The sequence below is a fragment of the Bacillus sp. MN7755 genome (assembly GCF_054771475.1).
This window is the reverse complement of record NZ_BTRL01000025.1, coordinates 168159-188826: the sequence shown is the minus strand read 5'-3', so window position 1 is coordinate 188826 and position 20668 is coordinate 168159. Positions and strand designations below refer to the sequence as shown.

Annotated in this window: 18 protein-coding genes and 1 riboswitch; of the genes, 15 read left to right on the top strand and 3 right to left on the bottom strand. The window is 35.1% G+C overall.

The window, feature by feature from the left end:
• Positions 1 to 223: 223 nt before the first annotated feature.
• Positions 224 to 2017 carry a hybrid sensor histidine kinase/response regulator transcription factor gene (locus tag ACYVEC_RS25165; RefSeq protein ID WP_063220925.1) on the bottom strand — a complete coding sequence of 598 codons (1794 nt, stop codon included), beginning with the start codon at positions 2015 to 2017 and terminating at the stop codon, positions 224 to 226.
• A 268-nt stretch (positions 2018 to 2285) separates the two neighbouring features.
• Between ACYVEC_RS25165 and ACYVEC_RS25160 the strand changes: the two genes are divergently transcribed.
• The 6 genes from ACYVEC_RS25160 to ACYVEC_RS25135 all read left to right on the top strand — a co-directional run bounded on the left by ACYVEC_RS25160 (position 2286) and on the right by ACYVEC_RS25135 (position 9774).
• Complete coding sequence (locus tag ACYVEC_RS25160) at positions 2286 to 4448, top strand: serine hydrolase domain-containing protein (RefSeq protein WP_063220926.1); 2163 nt, start codon at positions 2286 to 2288, stop codon at positions 4446 to 4448.
• Positions 4449 to 4651: 203 nt separating this feature from the next.
• Positions 4652 to 5128: a Cys-tRNA(Pro) deacylase gene (gene ybaK / locus ACYVEC_RS25155; RefSeq protein WP_063220927.1), complete on the top strand. Its 477-nt coding sequence runs from the start codon at positions 4652 to 4654 to the stop codon at positions 5126 to 5128.
• Between the two features lie 939 nt (positions 5129 to 6067).
• Positions 6068 to 6310 (top strand): hypothetical protein, encoded by a 243-nt coding sequence (locus ACYVEC_RS25150; RefSeq protein ID WP_460508892.1) that lies wholly within the window; start codon positions 6068 to 6070, stop codon positions 6308 to 6310.
• Positions 6311 to 6693: 383 nt separating this feature from the next.
• Positions 6694 to 7818 (top strand): helix-turn-helix domain-containing protein, encoded by a 1125-nt coding sequence (locus ACYVEC_RS25145; protein ID WP_460508889.1) that lies wholly within the window; start codon positions 6694 to 6696, stop codon positions 7816 to 7818.
• A gap of 288 nt (positions 7819 to 8106) precedes the next feature.
• Positions 8107 to 8463: a hypothetical protein gene (locus ACYVEC_RS25140; protein WP_063220930.1), complete on the top strand. Its 357-nt coding sequence runs from the start codon at positions 8107 to 8109 to the stop codon at positions 8461 to 8463.
• A 483-nt stretch (positions 8464 to 8946) separates the two neighbouring features.
• On the top strand, positions 8947 to 9774 hold the full coding sequence (locus ACYVEC_RS25135; protein ID WP_460508886.1) for an endonuclease I family protein: 828 nt from the start codon (positions 8947 to 8949) through the stop codon (positions 9772 to 9774).
• Positions 9775 to 9925: 151 nt separating this feature from the next.
• On the opposite strand, the gene ACYVEC_RS25130 is transcribed toward ACYVEC_RS25135, so the two are convergent.
• Entirely contained in the window at positions 9926 to 11356 is a 1431-nt protein-coding gene (locus ACYVEC_RS25130) for a YfcC family protein (protein WP_460508883.1), read from the bottom strand.
• A 201-nt stretch (positions 11357 to 11557) separates the two neighbouring features.
• On the opposite strand from ACYVEC_RS25130, the gene rraA reads away from it, so the two are divergent.
• From rraA to ACYVEC_RS25095, 7 genes are all read left to right on the top strand, one after another.
• Positions 11558 to 12037 (top strand): ribonuclease E activity regulator RraA, encoded by a 480-nt coding sequence (rraA, locus tag ACYVEC_RS25125; RefSeq protein ID WP_098557288.1) that lies wholly within the window; start codon positions 11558 to 11560, stop codon positions 12035 to 12037.
• Positions 12038 to 12375: 338 nt separating this feature from the next.
• Positions 12376 to 14202 carry a DUF4430 domain-containing protein gene (locus ACYVEC_RS25120; protein WP_460508878.1) on the top strand — a complete coding sequence of 609 codons (1827 nt, stop codon included), beginning with the start codon at positions 12376 to 12378 and terminating at the stop codon, positions 14200 to 14202.
• Between the two features lie 56 nt (positions 14203 to 14258).
• The gene (locus ACYVEC_RS25115) at positions 14259 to 15086 is read left to right on the top strand and encodes a DUF4430 domain-containing protein (protein WP_063220935.1); all 828 of its coding nucleotides are present in this window, start codon (positions 14259 to 14261) and stop codon (positions 15084 to 15086) included.
• A 27-nt stretch (positions 15087 to 15113) separates the two neighbouring features.
• Positions 15114 to 15992 carry an energy-coupling factor transporter transmembrane component T gene (locus ACYVEC_RS25110; protein ID WP_063220936.1) on the top strand — a complete coding sequence of 293 codons (879 nt, stop codon included), beginning with the start codon at positions 15114 to 15116 and terminating at the stop codon, positions 15990 to 15992.
• Positions 15965 to 17626, top strand: a complete 1662-nt coding sequence (locus ACYVEC_RS25105) for an ABC transporter ATP-binding protein (protein ID WP_142332894.1) — start codon at positions 15965 to 15967, stop codon at positions 17624 to 17626. The genes ACYVEC_RS25110 and ACYVEC_RS25105 overlap by 28 nt, the downstream gene beginning before the upstream one ends.
• A complete protein-coding gene (locus ACYVEC_RS25100) occupies positions 17599 to 18300 on the top strand; it encodes an ECF transporter S component (protein ID WP_000044891.1) in 702 nt (233 codons plus the stop codon). The genes ACYVEC_RS25105 and ACYVEC_RS25100 overlap by 28 nt, the downstream gene beginning before the upstream one ends.
• Before the next feature lie 185 nt (positions 18301 to 18485).
• Positions 18486 to 19208, top strand: a complete 723-nt coding sequence (locus tag ACYVEC_RS25095) for a YwiC-like family protein (protein ID WP_063220938.1) — start codon at positions 18486 to 18488, stop codon at positions 19206 to 19208.
• Positions 19209 to 19240: 32 nt separating this feature from the next.
• Here ACYVEC_RS25095 and ACYVEC_RS25090 read toward each other — a convergent pair whose 3' ends face one another.
• Positions 19241 to 19432, bottom strand: a complete 192-nt coding sequence (locus tag ACYVEC_RS25090) for a hypothetical protein (protein WP_000554029.1) — start codon at positions 19430 to 19432, stop codon at positions 19241 to 19243.
• A gap of 122 nt (positions 19433 to 19554) precedes the next feature.
• Positions 19555 to 19653: riboswitch (SAM riboswitch) on the top strand.
• 40 nt (positions 19654 to 19693) lie between these two features.
• On the opposite strand from ACYVEC_RS25090, the gene ACYVEC_RS25085 reads away from it, so the two are divergent.
• A complete protein-coding gene (locus tag ACYVEC_RS25085) occupies positions 19694 to 20011 on the top strand; it encodes a hypothetical protein (RefSeq protein ID WP_060631563.1) in 318 nt (105 codons plus the stop codon).
• 253 nt (positions 20012 to 20264) lie between these two features.
• Positions 20265 to 20654 carry an SWIM zinc finger family protein gene (locus ACYVEC_RS25080; RefSeq protein WP_063220939.1) on the top strand — a complete coding sequence of 130 codons (390 nt, stop codon included), beginning with the start codon at positions 20265 to 20267 and terminating at the stop codon, positions 20652 to 20654.
• Positions 20655 to 20668 lie beyond the last annotated feature (14 nt).

The following is a 20668-nucleotide window of genomic DNA, read 5'->3' as shown; positions in this document are numbered from 1 at the left end:
CTTTATGAACGCTTCGTGGGTCAACAGGAAAAGCCCTGTACCCACGAAGAAAAATTTTTCTTCGGATACACGGCGTTACGTATGATGATGAAGTTGGAAAGAAGTATTAAAATTTTGCATTAGAAATCTCTCCTTAACAATAAGTTTTTCCAAATTATATCAGATGATTTTTGAATTATCAATATTTTTAGTTTTGAAGCGGAATGTATTCATTTCACATTGCCTACAAGATGTTTTCTGTTCGTGCTTTTTTTATCGCTTCTTCACGATTGTTAACACCTAGCTTTGAATAGAGATTTGAGCAGTAATTACGGATTGTTCCTTCAGATAAAAATAGCTTAGCAGCAATGGATTTATAGCGTAATCCGTTTGATAGATGTTCTAAAATTTCCATTTCCCGTTTTGTAAGTCCATATGGAGAAGTTTGTTTAGTTGATTTGATTTTCGCTAATTGCTCACGTTGAAGTTTCATTTCTTCAAAAATACGTGTAGCAACCGATTGGTCAATCCAAGTTCCACCGTTATAAATAAGTTTCAAGGCTTCCTTCATTTCTTGTGGATGAATAGACTTCAACATGTAACCTTCAGCTCCATGTTCGAGTGCAGTTGCTGCTTGTAAGGAATCTTCAAATGTTGTCATAAGAACAATCTTTATATTAGGCCAACGTCGCTTCATTTCTAGTAAAGCCTCAATACCATTCATTTCTGGCATCTGAATGTCCATTAGTACAATGTCAGGTTGTAATTGTTCACATAATTTTAATGCCTCAGATCCATCATACGCCTTACCAGCAACAATAAAATCAGTTTGGTGTTCTAAAATTTGCTCTAAACTATTTGTAATAAGAGCCTGATCATCAACGACCAATAAGCGAATTATGTCATGTATGAGTTTTGTTTGCAATGGAATATTACAAGCAATGAATGTTCCTTGTTCAACATTAGAATGAAGCGATAATGTCCCCTGAACTTGTTCAAGTCGCTCTTTCATTCCATTGAGTCCAAAGCCAAATTGAATTTCTTTCATTCCAATACCGTTATCTTCAATTTGCAATCGAAGTTGTTGTTCGTCGAAATGTAGTTGAACGGATATGTTGATAGCTTTACCGTGCCGAACAGCATTTGTTAACGACTCTTGAAGACAACGATATAGGCAAAAATTCACTTTTTGCATTACAAGAGTCTCGTTTCCAATCACACGAAATGTAACGGTTGTACCTGTAGATTTCATAAATTCTTCTGTTAATTGTTGTAGTGATTCACTTAATGAATTACTAAGTGGATTATGAGATAGTTCGTGTAGATGCTTTCGAATGTCATTTAGACTGTGCTGAGCAATGCTGATAAGCGAATCAATTCGTTCAAACTGTGAATCAGGTACTGATGATCTTAGTGATGTGACACCAGCGATGAGAGAAGTAAGTGTATGACCAATTGTGTCATGTAGTTCATGTGACAGTCGATTACGCTCTTCTATTAAAGTAAGCTCTTCAATCCTTTTAATATGTTGTTCTAATAGTAGTTTTTGCTCTTCAATGATTCGAGATTGCTTATGATACTGAATTAATATATTAAAAGAAATGCCAATGGCAAAACCGAGACTACAACTAACGATTAGTTCATATGGCGGTCGGTTGGCAATCCAAGCATTCAAGATTGGAAAAACAAATCCACAAAAAATACCGCTCCATATATAATTTTTTTGATTACTACATAGTCCAATAATGATTACGAGTAAAATGAAAGACCAAAGTAAATTTGGAGCTACGGATGCTAAGTAAAGATAAAAACAACCTGCAGTGAGAATATCGAATGCAGGGTACCATTGTGTTTTCTTATATCGAATAATTAATGGTACAAGGTAAACGACAAAAGTGAGAGAAAGTACAATCATACTTGATGTATGGATGGATGTTGGAAACATAAAATTAGCGCTGATGATAACAGTTAGCCAAAATGTTCGTATGAGCACAAATATCCAGTCATACCAAATCCATTTTTTTGTGAATGAGAACATAAATTAAGCACCTACTTGTATTTTAAGATTAATTATCAATGATTCAGATTCATCATGTAACATATCTCTGAAATCGTCAATAGAAAGACAGTCAACAAAGTATGTCATATGAAGCAGTTGACAGTTTGTCACATGTTTTATATGACATAGTTGCATAAAGCGTAATAAGTAAATTAAAGCGTTTTGTCACTATGTTATTTAACGATATTGAAGTTAAGGTGAGGGAGTGAGGCAACAGAAAAATATAAAATAATAGGAGCGATGCATAATGAAGTCATTTATCTTAAAAAAAGGAACAGCCCTTACTTTAACAGGGGCAATATTGGTTGGAGCGTTAGCGATACCTTCTTACGAAAACGTACATGCGGTAAACAAAAGGATATCAATTGAACAAGTTATCGATAAAGCTGCCGATGCAAAGAATGTTCCGGGAGTTATTGTTACTGTGAAAAATGGAGAGGCAAGTTGGGCGTATGCTTCTGGTGAAGGTAATATTGAGAGAAATCATAAAGTAGATGCTGATTCTGCTTTTAGAATTGGGAGCACAACGAAGACCTTTGTAGCTACAGTAGTATTGCAGCTTGCGGGTGAAAAGAAGTTAAGTCTTGATGATACGGTAGAGAAATGGTTGCCGGGACTTATAAAAGGGAAAGGCTATGATGGCAGCAAAATTACGATTCGCCAACTATTAAATCATACAAGCGGAATTGCTGATTACTTGACTCCAGATCTTAAAGAGAATTTAATAGAGAATCCAAGCGAGAATTATACAGCGGAACAATTAATTTCTCGTGCCCTACAATTAGAACCAGTAAAAGGCTGGTCATACTCGAATACAAACATGGTTATTATAGGATTAATTATTCAGAAGGTAACCGGAGAATCGTATGCTGAGCAAATAAAGAAACGAATTATGGAACCTCTTAGTTTAAAAGAAACAGTTCTTCCTGGAAGCTCAATGGATATTCCGAAAAAAAATGCACGTGGCTATTTAAATACGGGAGATAAATTAGTAGATATTACTTTGTTTAATCCCTCGTTTGCTAATGCTAGTGGTGAAATGATTTCGACAGGAGAAGATATGACAACGTTTTTCCGTGCCTTATTAGGTGGGAAATTACTGACACCGGAAATGCAGAAGGAGATGGTGACTAACACAGTAGATACCCCATTAGGAAAGTACGGGCTTGGTATTCACGCAACAAAATTACCAGATGGCACTGAAGTATGGGGACATGGTGGTGGTATTCCTGGTTTTACTAACTTTGCTGGTGGAACGAAAGATGGTCAACATGTTATTTCGATAAATATTAATGTATTAGGGGCAGAGAAACAGATTAATAATATTTTAGCTTCAGAATTTGCGGCAAAATCAAAAAAGGAACCCACTGATAAGGAAAAGAAAAGTAAACATCGAGAAGAAGTGCAAAGTGTAATGGATCAAGTAGTAACGAATAAAAAAATTCCAAGTGTTATAGCTGGTGGATTAAAGGATGGAAAGCGTTGGTCGTACGCTACCGGAACAGCTAGTTACGAGATGCCACGCCCTGTAGAACCGAATTTTTCGTTCCGTATAGGAAGCATAACGAAGACATTCACTGCTTCTGTTGTACTGCAATTGGCTGAAGAAAAACAATTAAACCTTGATGATACAGTTGAGAAATGGTTGCCGGGAGTTGTGCAGGGTAACGGATATGATGGGAGTAAAATTACAATTCGTCAGTTATTAAACCATACAAGTGGGATTGCAGCGTATACAGATTTAGATATGAGAGATATTACATTGCCTCAAAACCCATTTCGTTATTATAGTACCGATGAGCTTATAAGTTTAGCACTTGCAAAGCCGCCTGTATTTGCACCGGGCGAGGGCTGGGACTATTCGAACACAAATACTGTTATAGCCGGGGAAATTATTCGGAAGGTAACAGGAGATACGTATGCGGAGCAAATTAGAAAAAGATTCATTGAACCGCTCGGATTAAAAGAGACATTTGTAATGGAAGCAAGTTCGCACATACCGGGTAAGCATGCTAATGGATATAATATGGATAGATCAGGTCGTTTATATGATTTGACAGAAATTAATCAGTCATGGGCAAATGCAGCTGGAGATATGGTTTCAACAGTGAAAGATTTGACTACATTCTTCAGTGCACTGTTGGGTGGGAAGCTCTTAAATCAAGAGCTAATGAATCAGATGTTCACAACAGTAGATTCACCTATAGGTAAGGTTGGACTGGGAGTTTATGAAGAGAAAACACCAGACGGGCAATCGTATTGGGGGCATGCTGGTGGGACTTTTGGATTTGAAACGAGGATCGGTGGACCTATTGGAGGAGAACATATTTTAGTAACAGCTATTAATGCAGTAGGTCCAGAGGTCATTACAGGTAGGGATAAAATATTTAATAAAGAGTTTGGACGTTAAATAGAAAACCGAAATGGAGCCTTTCATTTGAAGGCTCCATTTCGGTTTTCTTTATGTGAGTTTGAATTTAATGAGAAATAAAATCTTAGTAGGATGATGCATACATATATCTACAAAAATGTGAAGTTATGCAGGAGAAACAGAAAAGGGTGTATAATAAAAGAAAACTTAATGTTATGAAATAACTTTTTAAGGAGAAGCTCATGAAAAAAGATAAAACAAATGCGATGCGAATATTAGATAAAGAAAAAATTGAATATTCGATGATGTCATATGATCCAGACGATGGGAAAATTGATGGCGTATCAGTAGCCGAGAAAATTGGACGAGAAGTGAGAGAAGTATATAAAACGTTAATTGCTCAAGGGAATAGTAAAAATTATCATGTTTTTATCATCCCGGTAGATGAAGAACTGAATTTAAAAGCAGCGGCAAAAGTAGTCGGTGAAAAGAAAATTGAACTGATTGCTGTAAAAGATATTACGAAAGTGTCAGGGTATATTCGCGGTGGTTGTTCACCAGTCGGAATGAAGAAATTATTTTCTACATGTATTGATGAAAGTGCTCAATCACTTGAAACGATGATAGTAAGCGGCGGGAAAATTGGTATACAAATTGAGCTTAAAGTAGATGACTTAGCGAAAGTGACGAGAGCGCAGTTTGGTGAGGTAACGAAATAATGATAAATAGAAAAAGAAACTCTAGTTTTATTAAATTTAGATAAAGATTTATAGGATAATTAGTCCATTATGAGGGCGGATTATCCTTTTTATTTACATAATGAATGAAACGTAAAGAGATTTAATTTTTAGGTTAATCAGTATAATGTGATGTGTAATTTGAATCATTTGTTTGTCTTTAGGAGGAGTACAATGCCTCGTTACAAGGACTTTAAATAAACAAGCAGATTTATCCTAAAAGATAGACAAAGGACTGGAGAGTGTTTTAATGAGGGTTCAAGAAATATCCATAAGAAAGCATATATTGGGGGATGCTAGTATTTTTGCCCCCCGCTAAGAGTATGCAAGATTTTATACAGTTTTTTTGCTAATCCAGTAACAAACAAGAACCCTAAAACGGTACCAGGATAGGAATGTATACAACATGTATAGAGTCATAGAACTAAAAAAGAAGGTTCCCTTGTAAGAGCAAGGTTCTCCTTTTTCATTGCTACTGATAATGAGACGTTATGTTAATTAGATTTGTATAGAGTATTCATGGTTAGAGTTCATATTCAACTAGAGTTAGTAATTTACTTTAAAACAAGAAAGCAAGATTAGATTTTGAGCAAATTATCCTTATTTTTGACTAATCTTTCTAAATATTAATGTCCCATATTGCGATATCTTGATACAATTAGCAAAAGGCACTAAGGGGGATTTGATGCTAAAAAGAAACAAAATACTTATTACTCTATTATTAATTTCAACTGTTATTGGTTTATTGCTGTATTATATATTTGGTCAAGAATATATAATACAGCAAAAAAATATGCAAATCAACTTTTTGATTATCCATTACCTGAAAAAACAGAAGTAATCGAAAAGGATTTTGAATATGGAGTTCTATACGGTGGAGGACCTTCGGGAAGTGGAGGTTATCCAACTGTTGCAGCATACGTGAAATTTTCATCTGAACTAAGCGAGGAAGAAATATTCAAACATTATAATAACAATGAATTTGAGATATATTTTGAAGGTGATGAAACAATCGAAAAGAATAGTGAAGGTAAAATCTGGTATGAAGGAAAAAAATCAACGAGAGAAAATTTGAGTGATAAAAGCAATAAAGAACATCCAATCCAATTCATCATTCAAAGTAGAACAGAGTTTAGCTATCCATTCTTTATAGATTTTTATTAAGAAGTCAGGGTAAAGGATCTTCCATCGAAGATCCTTTTTTCAGTACCGATAACGAAAATTATGTAAATAAGCTGTTCACTAGATTCTCGTAGAAAACTGTGGTGAGATGGAAAAATTTGATTTTGAAGTACTTCAAAATCTTAGCTAGATGGCTATGTAGCAGTACCCAAATTAAAAAGGCAGGAACATTTTGTATATATCAAATATGTTCCTGTCTTTGATTTTATTAAGTTTAATATCTATGACCTAAATATAATAAAATTTGGAGCTTCTTTTTATTTTAGATGAATGTTTCCTAACAGTTGATTTTGTTAATGAAAGTCGACTTCAAATCCATATTTTGTGTGAAATAAAAGCATATAATAAAAGTATGAGGTGATGATGTGAAGGAGATAAACATTCATAAAATAATTGCGGATAAGAGAAAAGAAAAGGGAATTACGCAGGAAGAGTTAGCGGCGTATATCGGTATTACGAAGGCATCTGTTTCCAAATGGGAGACGGGGCAAAGTTATCCGGATATTACATTTTTACCACTGTTAGCATCGTATTTTAACATAAGTATAGATGAACTAATTAGTTACACACCACAAATGGAACAGGAAGATATTAAAAATTTATATCATAGACTAGCAGAAGCTTTTAGTGAAAAGCCGTTTAATGAAGTAATGATGGAGTGCAGGGGAATAATCAAAAAATATTATTCTTGTTTTCCATTATTAATTCAAATGGGACTACTCTTTATTAACCACCACATGTTAGCAGAGGATATGGATAGAAGAATTGAGATTTTAGAAGAGGCAATTCATCTCTTTAGCAGAGTGCAGGAAGAAAGTGATGATGTATCGCTTGCGAAAGAGGCCGTATCGTTTAAATCGACGTGCTATCTTCTACTCAGTAAACCGAATGAAGTGTTGCAATTGCTTGGCGAAACGATACGTCCTAACTTTCCAGAGGAAGATCTAATCGCACAGGCGTATCAAATGCTTGGAAATACTGAAAAGGCGAATGAAATGATGCAAATTAGTATGTACCAACATTTAATACAATTCGTTGCGACAATACCGAATTATGTATTAGTAAATGCTTCAAATACAGAAAAGGTAAAGATAATTTTAAACAGAGCCTTTAAGTTAGTCGACATTTATGAAATAGAAAAATTACATCCAAATATGACTTTAAAAGTATACTATTCTGCTGCGCAAGTATATTGCATACAAGAAAATTTTGAAGGTGCATTAGAAATGCTACGGAAATATGTAGCGGTTTGTGCGGTTAGCTTCACTGTAAGTAGTCTACATTTACACGGTGATTCATATTTTGATGTGATTGATGGATGGTTTGCAGAATTTCCGCTCGGTGCTAAAACGGTTAGAAGTGAAGATATTATAAAGCAAAGTATGTTACAAAATATTGCAGAGAACCCAGTTTTCGTTCCGATGAAGGATGTAAGAGAGTACAAAAATATAATAGCGAGTTTGAAGTTTAAATTGGATATAACAGATTAGAGGGAGGATAAATATAATGACCTTTGATGAATATGAAGTAGTTAAAAAATATATAGATGCAATGCAAAGTAAATAGTAGTAGTTCTGTCCCAGCATAAACGTCAAGTAACTGTAAATCTTTTCGAGACGGATAAACTTGTCTTAGGAATGGTAGTTGAAAAAGAAAAGCTTGTTTCTTATAAAAAATATAAGAAACAAGCTTTTTTATTTTAAAAAAATTGGGTAATTAAACTATAACTTCAATGTGTATCGTTGAATATAATAATAATATAATGGAGGTGATGTTATATGGCTCTTACTACAGGACCAATTGAAAACGTAGGAAATCAACCTGCTAATGCAAATAAAGTTAGGGTGAAGATCCTTAACCGTACTGCGGGCCCACTTACTGGAGTAGCTAGAGTTTTTAGACTTGACGGTTCATTAGTATTAATTGAACAGGTAAACTTCAATGTGAATTCTAATGCTTCTACTTTTGCAACTCTAAGTTTAGTTCATCCTGCTTTTGGACAAGCATTTGAATATGAAGTTCAAATTGTTCCTAATCAACCTGGTGGACTATATAGTGTTTATGGACTAACAGCTGAAAATGTTATTATTACTGCACAACGTGTTGTGAACTCAGAATTGACACAGTTTCTTTAATTAAAATAGATTGGTGCCTACATGGCATCCAATCTATTTTTGTACGTATTATTCAGACAAAGAAAGGTTTTACACAAAAATAAAGACAGTTATGGAAAAAGGAAAAGTCGAGCTATCATCTTAATTTTTATTATTTCTGTCTTATACTCTATCTGTTTTATTGCATGGTTTTCTTTGAATGCTTTTTATTCAAAATGTTTTTCGAAGTATTTATCAAATATGCATTATTGCATAAAAAAATTGAAATTTATAAGTTAACATTAAACTACTTTTTAATTGTAAAGAATATTTCCATAATCTTTACTAGAGAGGAATACTCCTTGTGAAAAGTAGATAAACCAAAAGTGTGAAAATAATACAGACTCAATAGAGTTTTGTATTAAATAAAAAGAAAAGGGGTATGGGCTTTTAAAAGTTTTCGGGGGTTAGAAAGCATTTTTTAGTTAATGACTTCAAATTATATTTTAAAGGGGAAATGGGTATATGAAGTTTCGAAATACAAAGATTGCTATGGTTACACTATCTTCATTTTTTATTTTAGGTTCTGCATCTCTATCATTCACAAATATCATACACAGTGAAGTAGCTTCTGCATCACCACAAGAGATTACTGTAAAAAGCTATGACGATACATATTATAATAATGCAATAGGAAAGACGGGTTTAGAATTAAAGAAGGAACTTCATAATATTATTGATGATCATGCAAAGTTATCATACAGTGCGGTTTGGGAAGCGCTAAGAGATACTGATGAAGATCCAAATAATAAAAACAATGTGATACTCTTATATACTGGTCGTTCGCAAGGGAAACTTACGAATGGATCAGGAGTAAATAACTGGAATCGAGAGCATGTTTGGGCAAAATCTCACGGTGATTTTGGAACGACTGCAGGACCTGGAACAGATTTGCATCATTTAAGAGCGACGGATGTATCTGTAAATAGCTCACGTGGAAATTTGGATTTTGATAATGGTGGAGTAAATCATTCTGAAGCGACAGAATGTAAATACGATAGTGATTCTTGGGAACCTCGTGATAGTGTAAAAGGAGATATCGCTAGAATGCTATTTTACATCGCTGTTCGTTACGAAGGAGAAAACGGCGAAATAGATTTAGAACTAAATGAAAAGGTGAATAACAATAAAGACCCATACATGGGCAAACTATCCGTTTTACTAAAATGGAATGAGCAAGACCCGGTAGATGATTTAGAGCGAAAGCGTAATGAAGTGATTTTTACGAAATATCAACATAATCGTAATCCTTTTATTGATCATCCGGAATGGGTAAATAAAATTTGGAACTAGATTTTTAAAGGCATTCTATTTGGATAGAAGGGATTGATCGTTATGATCAATCCCTTTTTATATCTATACTGGAATAAGTGATTTTTATAGGATTGAAGAAGAGAACAGGATAGGATAGATATTTTATCAAGTTAAGTATAATATGAGTCTTTTAATACGGTCCCCACTCAATATTCACGCCAACAATAAGAAAAATAAGTCCAATGATAAACCAGACGAATGCAAGAGGAGCCATAAATCGAATCCATTTTCCGTAAGAAATGCCGCTCGCTGCGAGAACGCCCATTAAAACACCGGAAGTTGGATTTAAGCAGTTCACTACACCTTCGCCGAGCATAACAGCCTGTACTGTAACTTGGCGTGTAATGTGCATGAAATCAGCTAATGGAGCTAATATCGGAATGAAAATAACAGATTCACCTGTTCCGGATGAAATAAGGAAATGTAATGCGGCACTACTTACATACATACCGATAACTCCAAATACTGGGCTTTGTCCTTCGAGAGACTGTGCGAGTTGGTTAACGATTGTATCAAGTAATTTGCCTTGTTCTAAAATGACTGAAATACAACGAGCCATTCCGACGATCAAAGCACCGTATATGAGATTTTGGCAGCCTGCTAGAAAAGTAGAAGCGATATCGTTTGCGTTCATGCCACCTATTATTCCCGCTGTAATTGCTATGAAAATAAAAGTAGCGGTCATTTCTGCGTCTGTCCAATGTAGACGAAATGCGCCTATTAAAAATGCAATTAAAGATAAAGCTGAAACGAGTAAAATTAGTTTATGACGTATTGTCCAAGGAACTTCTGTTTTCTCTGTTTCTTTCCCGCTTGAAAGAGCATTACTTGGAAACCAATTATCTCCGAGAATGCTTCCTTTATTCGATTTTTTTAAGCGTTTTATATACCAATTAATATATAGAATGGTAGCAAGTACAAAAGAGATATAGATTGCCATGCGTAAACCAATCCCCGAAAACATCGGAAGTTCTGCGATTTTTTGTGAAATACCTAAAGGTGAAGGAGATAAAATAGTAGCATTAAAACCAGCATAAGTGCCTAAATAAATAATTGCTACACCAACGATAGCGTCCCATTTTAATGTGCGTGCAACGATGATGCCAATCGGGATAAAGCCGATAACTGAGTTAACGATAATGCCAGTCGTTCCGAGAATAGAAAAGAGGGCTGCGACTATACAAATGAAAAGTAATTGCTGATTCCGAAATTTGTTAATAACATGATAGATTAGACCGTCAAGGGCACCTGTTTTTTCAAGAATTGCAATGGCACCGCCTGTAAATAAAATTAAGAAGATGATAGGAGCAGCAAGTGTCATTCCTTTTTCAATAGCGGTAAAAAAAGAAACAAACCCTACCGGTGATTGCGGAACAGAATGGTAACTTCCTGGTATTGTCGTTGTAACAGTCCCGTTTGTCACTCTTTTAAATTCTCCAGCAGGAACGAAATATGTAGCTATTGCACAAAGTAAGGCAATAAAAAATAGTAGTACGTACGCGTCAGGCATTTTAAATTTTCGTTTACTAGGCTGTTTTTTTGCCTCGGTTTGTAATTGCATAAAACTCCTCCTTTTTCACTCGGTTAATTTTTAATATTCTGAAATTTATCTGTGGAATAGATTATAATAAAGGTGGCTCCCTATGGCAATAGTTTTTCTGTCCTATTCCCGCACATACAAATTATTGCAACATTAGACAGGGAAACGAAAATAATCCAAGAATATGTTAAATAGAAAGTAAAAGGAAAAGAGGGAAAAAAGATGTGGAAAACTACGGATCTATGTGATGAGTTTGAGAATGAATTACAAATATGTCGCCAGTCTTTTCGGTCTTTTGGGAAGAAAGAACAATTCCACGGGAAAATTGCAACGGTAAAAGTGAAGGATGATAATGTACTAGTGAAGGAAGGATTGCAAACATTACCAGAAGGAACGGTATTAGTTGTTGATGGCGGAGCATCTACGAATTGTGCGTTACTTGGTGATAATTTGGCAGCTATTGCGGAGGAAAGAAAGCTAGCAGGTATTATTGTAAATGGGTATGTTCGTGACTCTAGTGAACTAAAAAACATTAATATTGGTATTTTAGCGTTAGGGACGATGCCAAATAGAAGTGTAAAAGAAGGAAAAGGAGAGCGTGATATTTCATTGCAATTTGGAGGAGTAGAATGGAAGCCGAATGAATATGTGTATGTGGATGAAGATGGCATCATTATTAGTGAAAAGGGTTTGCATAGTTAAAGGTTAGCAAGTTACTATTCTTAGAAAATAAATCCGATAAAGCATGGACAAAATTCTTTGTCAATAGTAAAATAATACAGAAATTTAAAATTAACAGAATGTATAGGTTTATCGTTTTACGATAACTTAAATGGAAGTAAGTTGTGCCTAGAAAAGTGAATGTTATCACAATGATACGTTCATGAACAAAATTATTTTTCTTATACAAATATAGCCGCGAGTGATGCGGGTAGGAGGTGTTGCACAGTTTGTTCGGCACTTACAAAAAAAGAGTGTCAATTGCACGCCCTTGAAGGGCCTTTTTTTGTGTGAATAGTAGTAAGGGAGGAAATTTTGGGATGGCAATCTTTAAAAAATGGCTGCTTACGTCGTTAATGGTAGTTACACTTGTATTTGTTTCTTTTGCGAATACAGTACATATTACGTTTGCTGAAGGAAATACAGCAAAACTTGCAATTATTGGTGAATCACCAAAAGGCATTATGTTATGTCCGAAAGAAGAGCAAATTAAAGATGGGGAAACAGCTTTAAGTTTGCTGCAAAAAGTCATGGGGGACAAAGTAGAAGCTGAAACGATGTCGTTTGGAACGTATGTAAAAGGCATTGATGGGCTAATGGCCGGGGCTACAAGTGGCTGGCTGTATGATGTAAATGATAAATCTGCAGAAGTTGGAGCGGATAGTTATAAATTAAAATCTGGAGATGTTGTTGTTTTCCGCTTTGTTTCAGACTGGAGCAATATGAGTCAAGAAACATTACAACAAACATTAGATAAATTTGGTACTTGTAAAACGGTAGAAGAACCAAAGACAGATGATCCAAAACAAGAAAAACCAGAAGAACCAAAAACAGATGATCCAAAACAAGAAAAGCCAGAAGAACCAAAAACAGATGATCCAAAACAAGAAAAGCCAGAAGAACCAAAAACAGATGATCCAAAACAAGAAAAGCCAGAAGAACCAAAGACGGATGATCCAAAACAAGAAAAACCAGAACCACCAAAACAAGAGAACATTCAAGTGCCAGCAGCACAAGTAAATGAAGCAATCTCTAAGACATCTGAAAAGATGTTACAAGATGGAATTGAAAGTGATTGGGTAGCATTAGGCCTTTCTCGTTCTGGAAAGAATGTGCCAATTGAGGCGAAATTAAATTATGTTAAGGCAGTAACTGAAAAAGTAGAAAAGCGCATTAATCGTTTTTCAGCGACAGATTTAGCTAGAACGATTATTATGATGAATGCAATGAATGCAGACCCAAAAATGGTAGGCGAACATAATTTAGTTCAAAAATTGTACGAATCAGATAAAGTAAATTCTGTTACAGGTTATACATTTGCTTTACTTGCATTTGATACGAAGAAATATGAAGTTCCAGTAAATTCAAAATGGAATCGAGTTGCTTTAGTAGAGGCACTTATAAACGCGCAACATACGGATGGCGGCTGGACTTACGATAGTGCAAGCAGTAAAGATAGTGCTAGTAGTGTTGATGTAACAGGTATGGTTTTATCAGCGTTAGCTCCTTATCAAGACCGAGCAGATGTGAAACCAGCTGTGCAAAAAGCTGTTGCATACTTATATAATGAACAACTAGAAAATGGTGGTTTCTCTGCGGATGGACAAGAAAATTCTAATAGTGCTGCACAAGCAATTATTGGATTATCACTTGTGAAAGATGTAGATCAAAACCGTCTACATAAGGCAGTGCAAAATCTATTATCATATCAACTTCCAAATGGTGAATTTAAATGGTTACCAGGTGATCAAAATGGTAGCGGAATGGCGACAGAGCAAGCATTATTAGCTTTAATTCAGTTTAAAGAACTTGGGAAATCTATTTATGATTGGTCGAATGTAGTCATTGATGAAGTAATTAAACCGAAACCAATTGAACAGCCAGAAAAGATTGTTGAACCGGAGAATAATGTAGTAGATAAAGAAGTTACAGAAGAACCGGAAGAACAAAAACAAGTACAACAAGAAACAAAAGATGACAATTTAAAAGTTGTTGTCGATAATGAACCGGTTAAAAATAAAAAGTCTGGAAACGGTAGCATGCTACCGAAAACAGGAGCATCTTCTCATAGTGCAGCTACAGAAGTAGGTATGGGTGTATTATGTATTGCTTCTGCATATGTATTATGGAGACGTAAAGCAGCTTAACAAAAATTAGGAGCAATCATTTGCTCCTAATTTTATTATGAAAGGTGAGAGGCGACATGAGTAAGATGAAGTGGTTTATTTCTTTAATGCTTTCACTTGGGCTACTTGCCGGATGTGAAGAGGTAGCTGTAAAGCCTGAGAAGAAAGTAGAACCAAAGCAAGAAGAAGTAGCAAAACAAGAAGAAAAAAAAGATGAAGCGAAACCGGAAGAAAAACAAGCTGAACAAGAGCAAAATAAGCAAGAAGAGCAGAAAGAGAAACAAGAACAAAAAGTAGAAGAAAAGCCGCAGGCGCAGCCAGAAGTAAAGAAAGAAGAGAAACAACAGGAACAACCGAAAGAACAACCAGCTGTAAATAAGCAACCAGAACAGCAAAAAGCACAAGAAGAGAAGCAACAGGAACAACCGAAAGCGCAAGAAGTAAAAGAAGAAGCGAAGGTTGTGAATCAGCCGAAAGAAACACCGAAGCAGGAGCAAAAAGTTGATCCAAATAAAGAGGAGAAAACGATACCGACTCCGGCTGTTCCAAAGCCAGAACCACCAAAACCAAAACCAGATCCAGTACCAGTACCAGTACCAGTACCTAAAGCAAAACAAGTTACGATCTCAGTAAAAGGTAATAAAGGATACTTATTAGGTGCGAAAAAGATGGATGTACAAGAAGGCGATACAGTGTATAAAGTATTGCAACGTACAGGATTAGATGTGGATGCGAGTGGCTCTAAAGGTGATATTTATGTAAAAGGGATTAATGATTTATATGAAATGGATGTAAATGATAAGAGTGGCTGGAAATATCGTGTGAACGGTTCGTTTCCAAACTATAGTGCGGGTGTAGTTACAGTGAAGCCAGGAGATACAATCGAATGGGTGTATGTATACTAAATTAAGAAAGGCATTCGGTAAAGGACTATGAAAATAAGTTTTTCTTCTTTACATCCTTTTGTGAATTTTTTCTATTATATCGGGGTGATGATACTATGTATGATGTGTCTTCATCCTCTTTTTTTAATTGGGGCAATACTATTAATTGTTATTTTAAATGTGATGCAAGGGAATAGCGAAAAGATAAGAAAGATGTTACCGAGTACAATCGTTTTCTTTTTTATGGTCATTTTATTTAATTCGTTATTCACGCATAGAGGCCGAACTACATTATTTTGGTTAGGTGATAGCCGTATTAAACTTGAGGCAATTATGTTTGGACTAGTAATGGGGTTATTACTAGTTGCGATTATGTTTACGTTTGCTTCGTATAATGATATTATTTCAAGTCATAAATTTTTATATTTGTTTTCTAGAATTTCACCGAAAGTAGCATTGTTAACGATGATTACAGTGAGATTTGTTCCTTTGTTTATGAGACGATTACAGAAAATAACACTCGTCCAAAAAACGAAAGGTGTACAAGTAGATGCAGGTTCCATTGTTGAACGCGTGAAAAGTGGTATGCAATTATTGCAAGTATTATTAATTTGTTCATTAGAGGATGCACTGCAAACGGCAGATTCTATGCAAGCTCGTGGATTTGGTGTAACGAAGCGTACGACATATATTCGTTATAGAATGGAAAGACGCGATTGGTACACGCTCAGCTATTTAAGTATTCTATTTATAATTGCTATTATATGTAGTACGTATGGCGGAGGAAAGTTAATCATTTATCCGAAAGTCGAATCTTTTTTATTTCAGCAATACGATGGGATGATGTTTGTCGTATTTACGATGTTTATTAGTTTACCAATCATAATGGAAGGAAGGGAATGGATATGGTGGCGCATGCAGAAATAAACAATTTATCATTTGTATATGCTGATGAAAACGAAAAAGCGTTACAGCATATTTCTCTTTCTATTCAAAAAGGAGAGTTTATTGCACTTGCCGGAGGGTCAGGATCTGGAAAGACGACTTTATTAAAACATTTTAAAAAGGAATTACTTCCAATCGGTAAGCGTAATGGAGATACATATTATGATGGTACTTTATTAGAAAATGTACCGGATTTGTTATCTGCCCAAGAAATTGGTATGGTATTTCAAAATCCAGAGAATCAGCTCGTAATGGATACGGTCATTCAAGAATTAGCATTTTCTTTAGAAAATATCGGGTTACCATCACATATTATTCAAAAGAGAATAGCTGAACTTATTAGCTTCTTAGGATTTCAAGATTTATTGCACCAATCTGTTCATACGTTATCTGGCGGGCAAAAGCAGCTCGTCAATTTAGCTGCGGTATTAGTTATGCAGCCGAAATTATTATTACTAGATGAACCAACGGCGCAATTAGATCCAATTGCTGCGAAAGAATTTTTAGGGTTGTTAAAACGTATTAATGAAGAACTTGGCATTACGATTGTTTTAAGTGAACATCGTTTAGATGAGGTGATACCACTTGCTACGCGTGTTATTTGTATGAATAATGGTCAAATCGTGTATGACGGTAGTCCTAAAGCGGTTATAGCGAATATGTGGGAAGTAGAAAAGTTCCGTCCATTTATTCCGCAAATTCCAAGATTGTTTTTAGAGTGGAATGCGAAAGATATTCCGTTTACAGTGCGAGAAGCACAAATGAAAATGAATAATTTTTCAGTGATGTCATATGTAAACGAGCCAGTAGCACAAAGTGAAAAGCAAGAAGTCATTTTACATGCAGAGCATATTTCTTTTCAATATGAAAAAAACAGTCCGCTTATTTTACGAGATTTAACAGTTTCGATTGAAAAAGGGAAATGGGTGGCTCTTGTTGGGAAAAATGGTACGGGTAAGTCCACACTGTTAACGATTTTAGCTGGATTACAAAAAGCGAGAAGAGGGAAAGTAAAGTGGAATGGGAAAGTGATACATAAAATTGATTCGAAAGAACGATTTAAAAGGATCGGGTATGTATCACAGCATCCGTATTATCATTTTACATTTGATACAGTGTGGGATGAGGTTTATGAACGAGCGCGTGAATTATACGGAGAACAAGGAAAAGAAATAGCAGAAGATAAGCTAAAACAGTTTTGGTTGTATTCGCTTAAAGAGCGCCATCCGCATGATTGTAGCGGGGGAGAGCAACAATTACTCGCGTTATGTACAACATTATTATCAAAGCCAACTTTATTATTACTAGATGAACCGACAAAGGGATTAGATCCGTGGAAGAAAGAAAGAGTAGGAGAGCTATTTAGGAAATTGCAAAAAGAAGGGACAACAATTGTAATGGCAACGCATGATATTGAGTTTGCAGCGAAATACGTGGATCAATGTATGATGTTATTTGACGGAGCAGTTAATATGAATGATGCACCGAAAGAATTTTTTAGTGGTAACTTCTTTTATACAACATCTATTAACCGATTCATTCGAAAAAAATTGCCATATGCATTAACGTGGGAGGATGTGTACGAAGCGTGTCCAAACGATATGTTGCATTCATAATATGTATTTTTGCAGTAATAATAGGCACATTACTCTTTACTACACTTATCATGGACGGTTATTACCTGTTAAGTAGTTTGTTTTTATTAGTTGTTATTATGTTACCTTTCTATATCCGTTTTGAAAGGAAGGCATTTGTTTCACGTGAAATTGTTCTCGTTGCCGTATTAGCGGCAATTGCAGCAGTTAGCCGCGTACCATTTTCTATTTTACCAAGTGTACAACCGACTTCTTTTGTAATTATCGTTTCTGCAATTGTGTTTGGAAGCGAAACTGGATTTATGATCGGGGCAACAGCGGCCATCGTATCTAACATTTTTTTAGGACAAGGTCCGTGGACACCGTGGCAAATGTTTTCATGGGGTATGATTGGTTTTATAGCAGGCTTACTTCGCAATACATTTTTAATGAAAAAGTTATGGGGGAGACTACTATATGGGTTCTTCGTGGGCTTTTTATTTGGCTGGATCATGAATTTCTGGGGGCTTCTCGGTTTTATACGTGAAGCAACGTGGGAAGCTGTCATTTCATATTATATAGCAAGTTTTTATTTCGATTTGAGCCATGCGATTTCGAATGTTGTGTTCTTACTATTATTTAGTACTTCTTGGATTACGATTCTTACAAGATTTAAAAGGAAATACGGCATATTAGATAAGCATAACATGGCATAGAAAAGCATACTCATATAAGGTAGGGTCGCGACTTACATATTCGTTTGCCTCTTTCATGCTTCTTACATATTGTAAGGAGCATTTTTTATTTGTCAAAAAATCGATTCAATATACGTCGGCTATTATATAAAATTATTTGTATAATAATAGGTGAGAACTATTTTCAAAAGGGAGGTGTATAGTTAATGAAGTTAGTTATTCCGAAGCAACATGGTGCATGGGCCATGCTTGTTATACCATTTCTATTAAGTGTTATTCTTGGGAAACCTACTATGTATCATATCCCATTGTTTTTAGCTTGGTTCTTTATCTATTTAGCTACGTATCCATTTCTTATGTACATAAAACAAAAACGAAAAAAAGAGTATTTACATGCTTCGATTGTATATTTTATCATCGCTTTCGTATTTGGGATGATTTCTCTATTATATGAATGGCGCATTCTTTTATTCGTAGCGGTAATGATTCCCTTATTTATAGTAAATATGTATTACGCTCGTCAAAAGAATGAAAGAGCATTACTAAATGACATTAGTGCAATTATTGTTTTCTGTATAGGTGGTTTAGTTAGTTATTATTTTTCAATGAAGCTTCTAGATAAAACAGCAGTATTTATTGCGCTTATTTCATTTTTATATTTTTTAGGAAGTACGTTTTATGTGAAAACGATGATTCGTGAGAAAAATAATCCGAAGTATCGTTTTATATCTTGGGGTTATCATATCGTGTTAACGATTATCGTATTTGCTATCAATCCGTGGTGTTCTCTTATTTTTATACCAAGTGTCATTCGAGCAATTATATTGTATGGCAAAAAAATTTCAATTATAAAAGTAGGGATTTTAGAAATTGTTAATTCTGTATATTTTTTAATCATAACGGCAATAATTATGAAGTATGCCATTTGAAAAAGCTTCCCATCAATTGATGGGAAGTTTTTTCAATCTTGTTCTAAAATGTGAACGGTGTAATCGCAGCGTTGAATAGCTTGTTCGATCGCATAAAGGGATTGCTCAATACGAGCGCGATTAAAATCTTTTTCAACAGTCTGTAGTGCTTCTTCTAAACAATGTTTTGCTTCTTGTAACGATTGAAAAGAATCTTGTACATATCCGCGAGCATTTTGATGCATTTCATAATCCTCCTTGAATACTCATATATATATAGTATGAACAGTAAGGAAAAAAATATAATTTGTTATATTTGTTTGACAATTAAAGTGAAATTACGTATAGTAGGTTTTAAGTGAATATTTTCTTATCCAGAGAGGTGGAGGGACTGGCCCGATGAAACCCAGCAACCGCGATGCAGGTGCTAATTCCAGCAGAACATATTTGTTCTGGGAGATAAGACGAAGATATATACGTAACTTCTTCTTATCGGAGAGGTTTTTTTGTTGCAAAAAAACCGATTACGAAAATTTATATTAAGAAGAAAGGGGTTGCGCATTACTGTGACACTCGAAAAATACGTAAAACTGCGTAGTACAGTTTATGAATATATGATAGAGCAAGATAAGCCGATATCATTGTTAGATATTCAAGAACATATCGTTTCGCATCATGAAGGAAAATTCACGAAAAAGATGTTACATCAATTTTATTTATCAAGGCTATTAGATGAACTGAAACTGGATGGGAAAATTACATTAGCTGATGAATATCTCTATACTGAAAAAGGGGTATTTTATAAGGCGAGAAAAGGGAGCTAAGCTCTCTTTTTTTTGAAGTATGTAGAGTAAAAGACTGCTTAAGCAGCCTGATACAGGGAATGGTGTTGAGTGTGTAGTGTCAAAGATTGAATGTGCCTGAAAGAGGCACTTCATATCGGCTGCAAATGAAAAGAGACACCTTCGCCGAATAGGTGTCAGTCGTTTTGTCACATAGACTTGCTATTTGACAGTTATTAGAATAACATGCAGGGGTTGTGGAAGTCAAAAGGGAATTAAAGGAAGCGGTGCTATTATGTACGCTTACTTATTACATGATATAACGAAATGGATTCCTAAATACATTATGGATAAAGGTTATGAATATTATGAAGAAGGACATGTAGAAGATGTTGAAATACAAGACAAAAAAGTATTTGCTTTCGTTACTGGAAATGCAGGAAACTATGAAGTGATTATTGATCTTGAAGATTTTACAGAAAGTAGCTGCGAGTGTCCGTATGAGAATCTTTGCAAGCATATGGCGGCAGTTGTTTATGATATTCAAGATGCTGGTGAGAGTAAGGTGAAAGAGAAACTGAAAGATTTAGAAAAGGAAGAGTTAATCACAGTATTAAATCGTTTGTTGCAAAGTTCGAAAAACGTGCAAATTGTAGAGAAGATGTTAAAGAAGGGGAAACTTTAACTTATAGAGGGAGT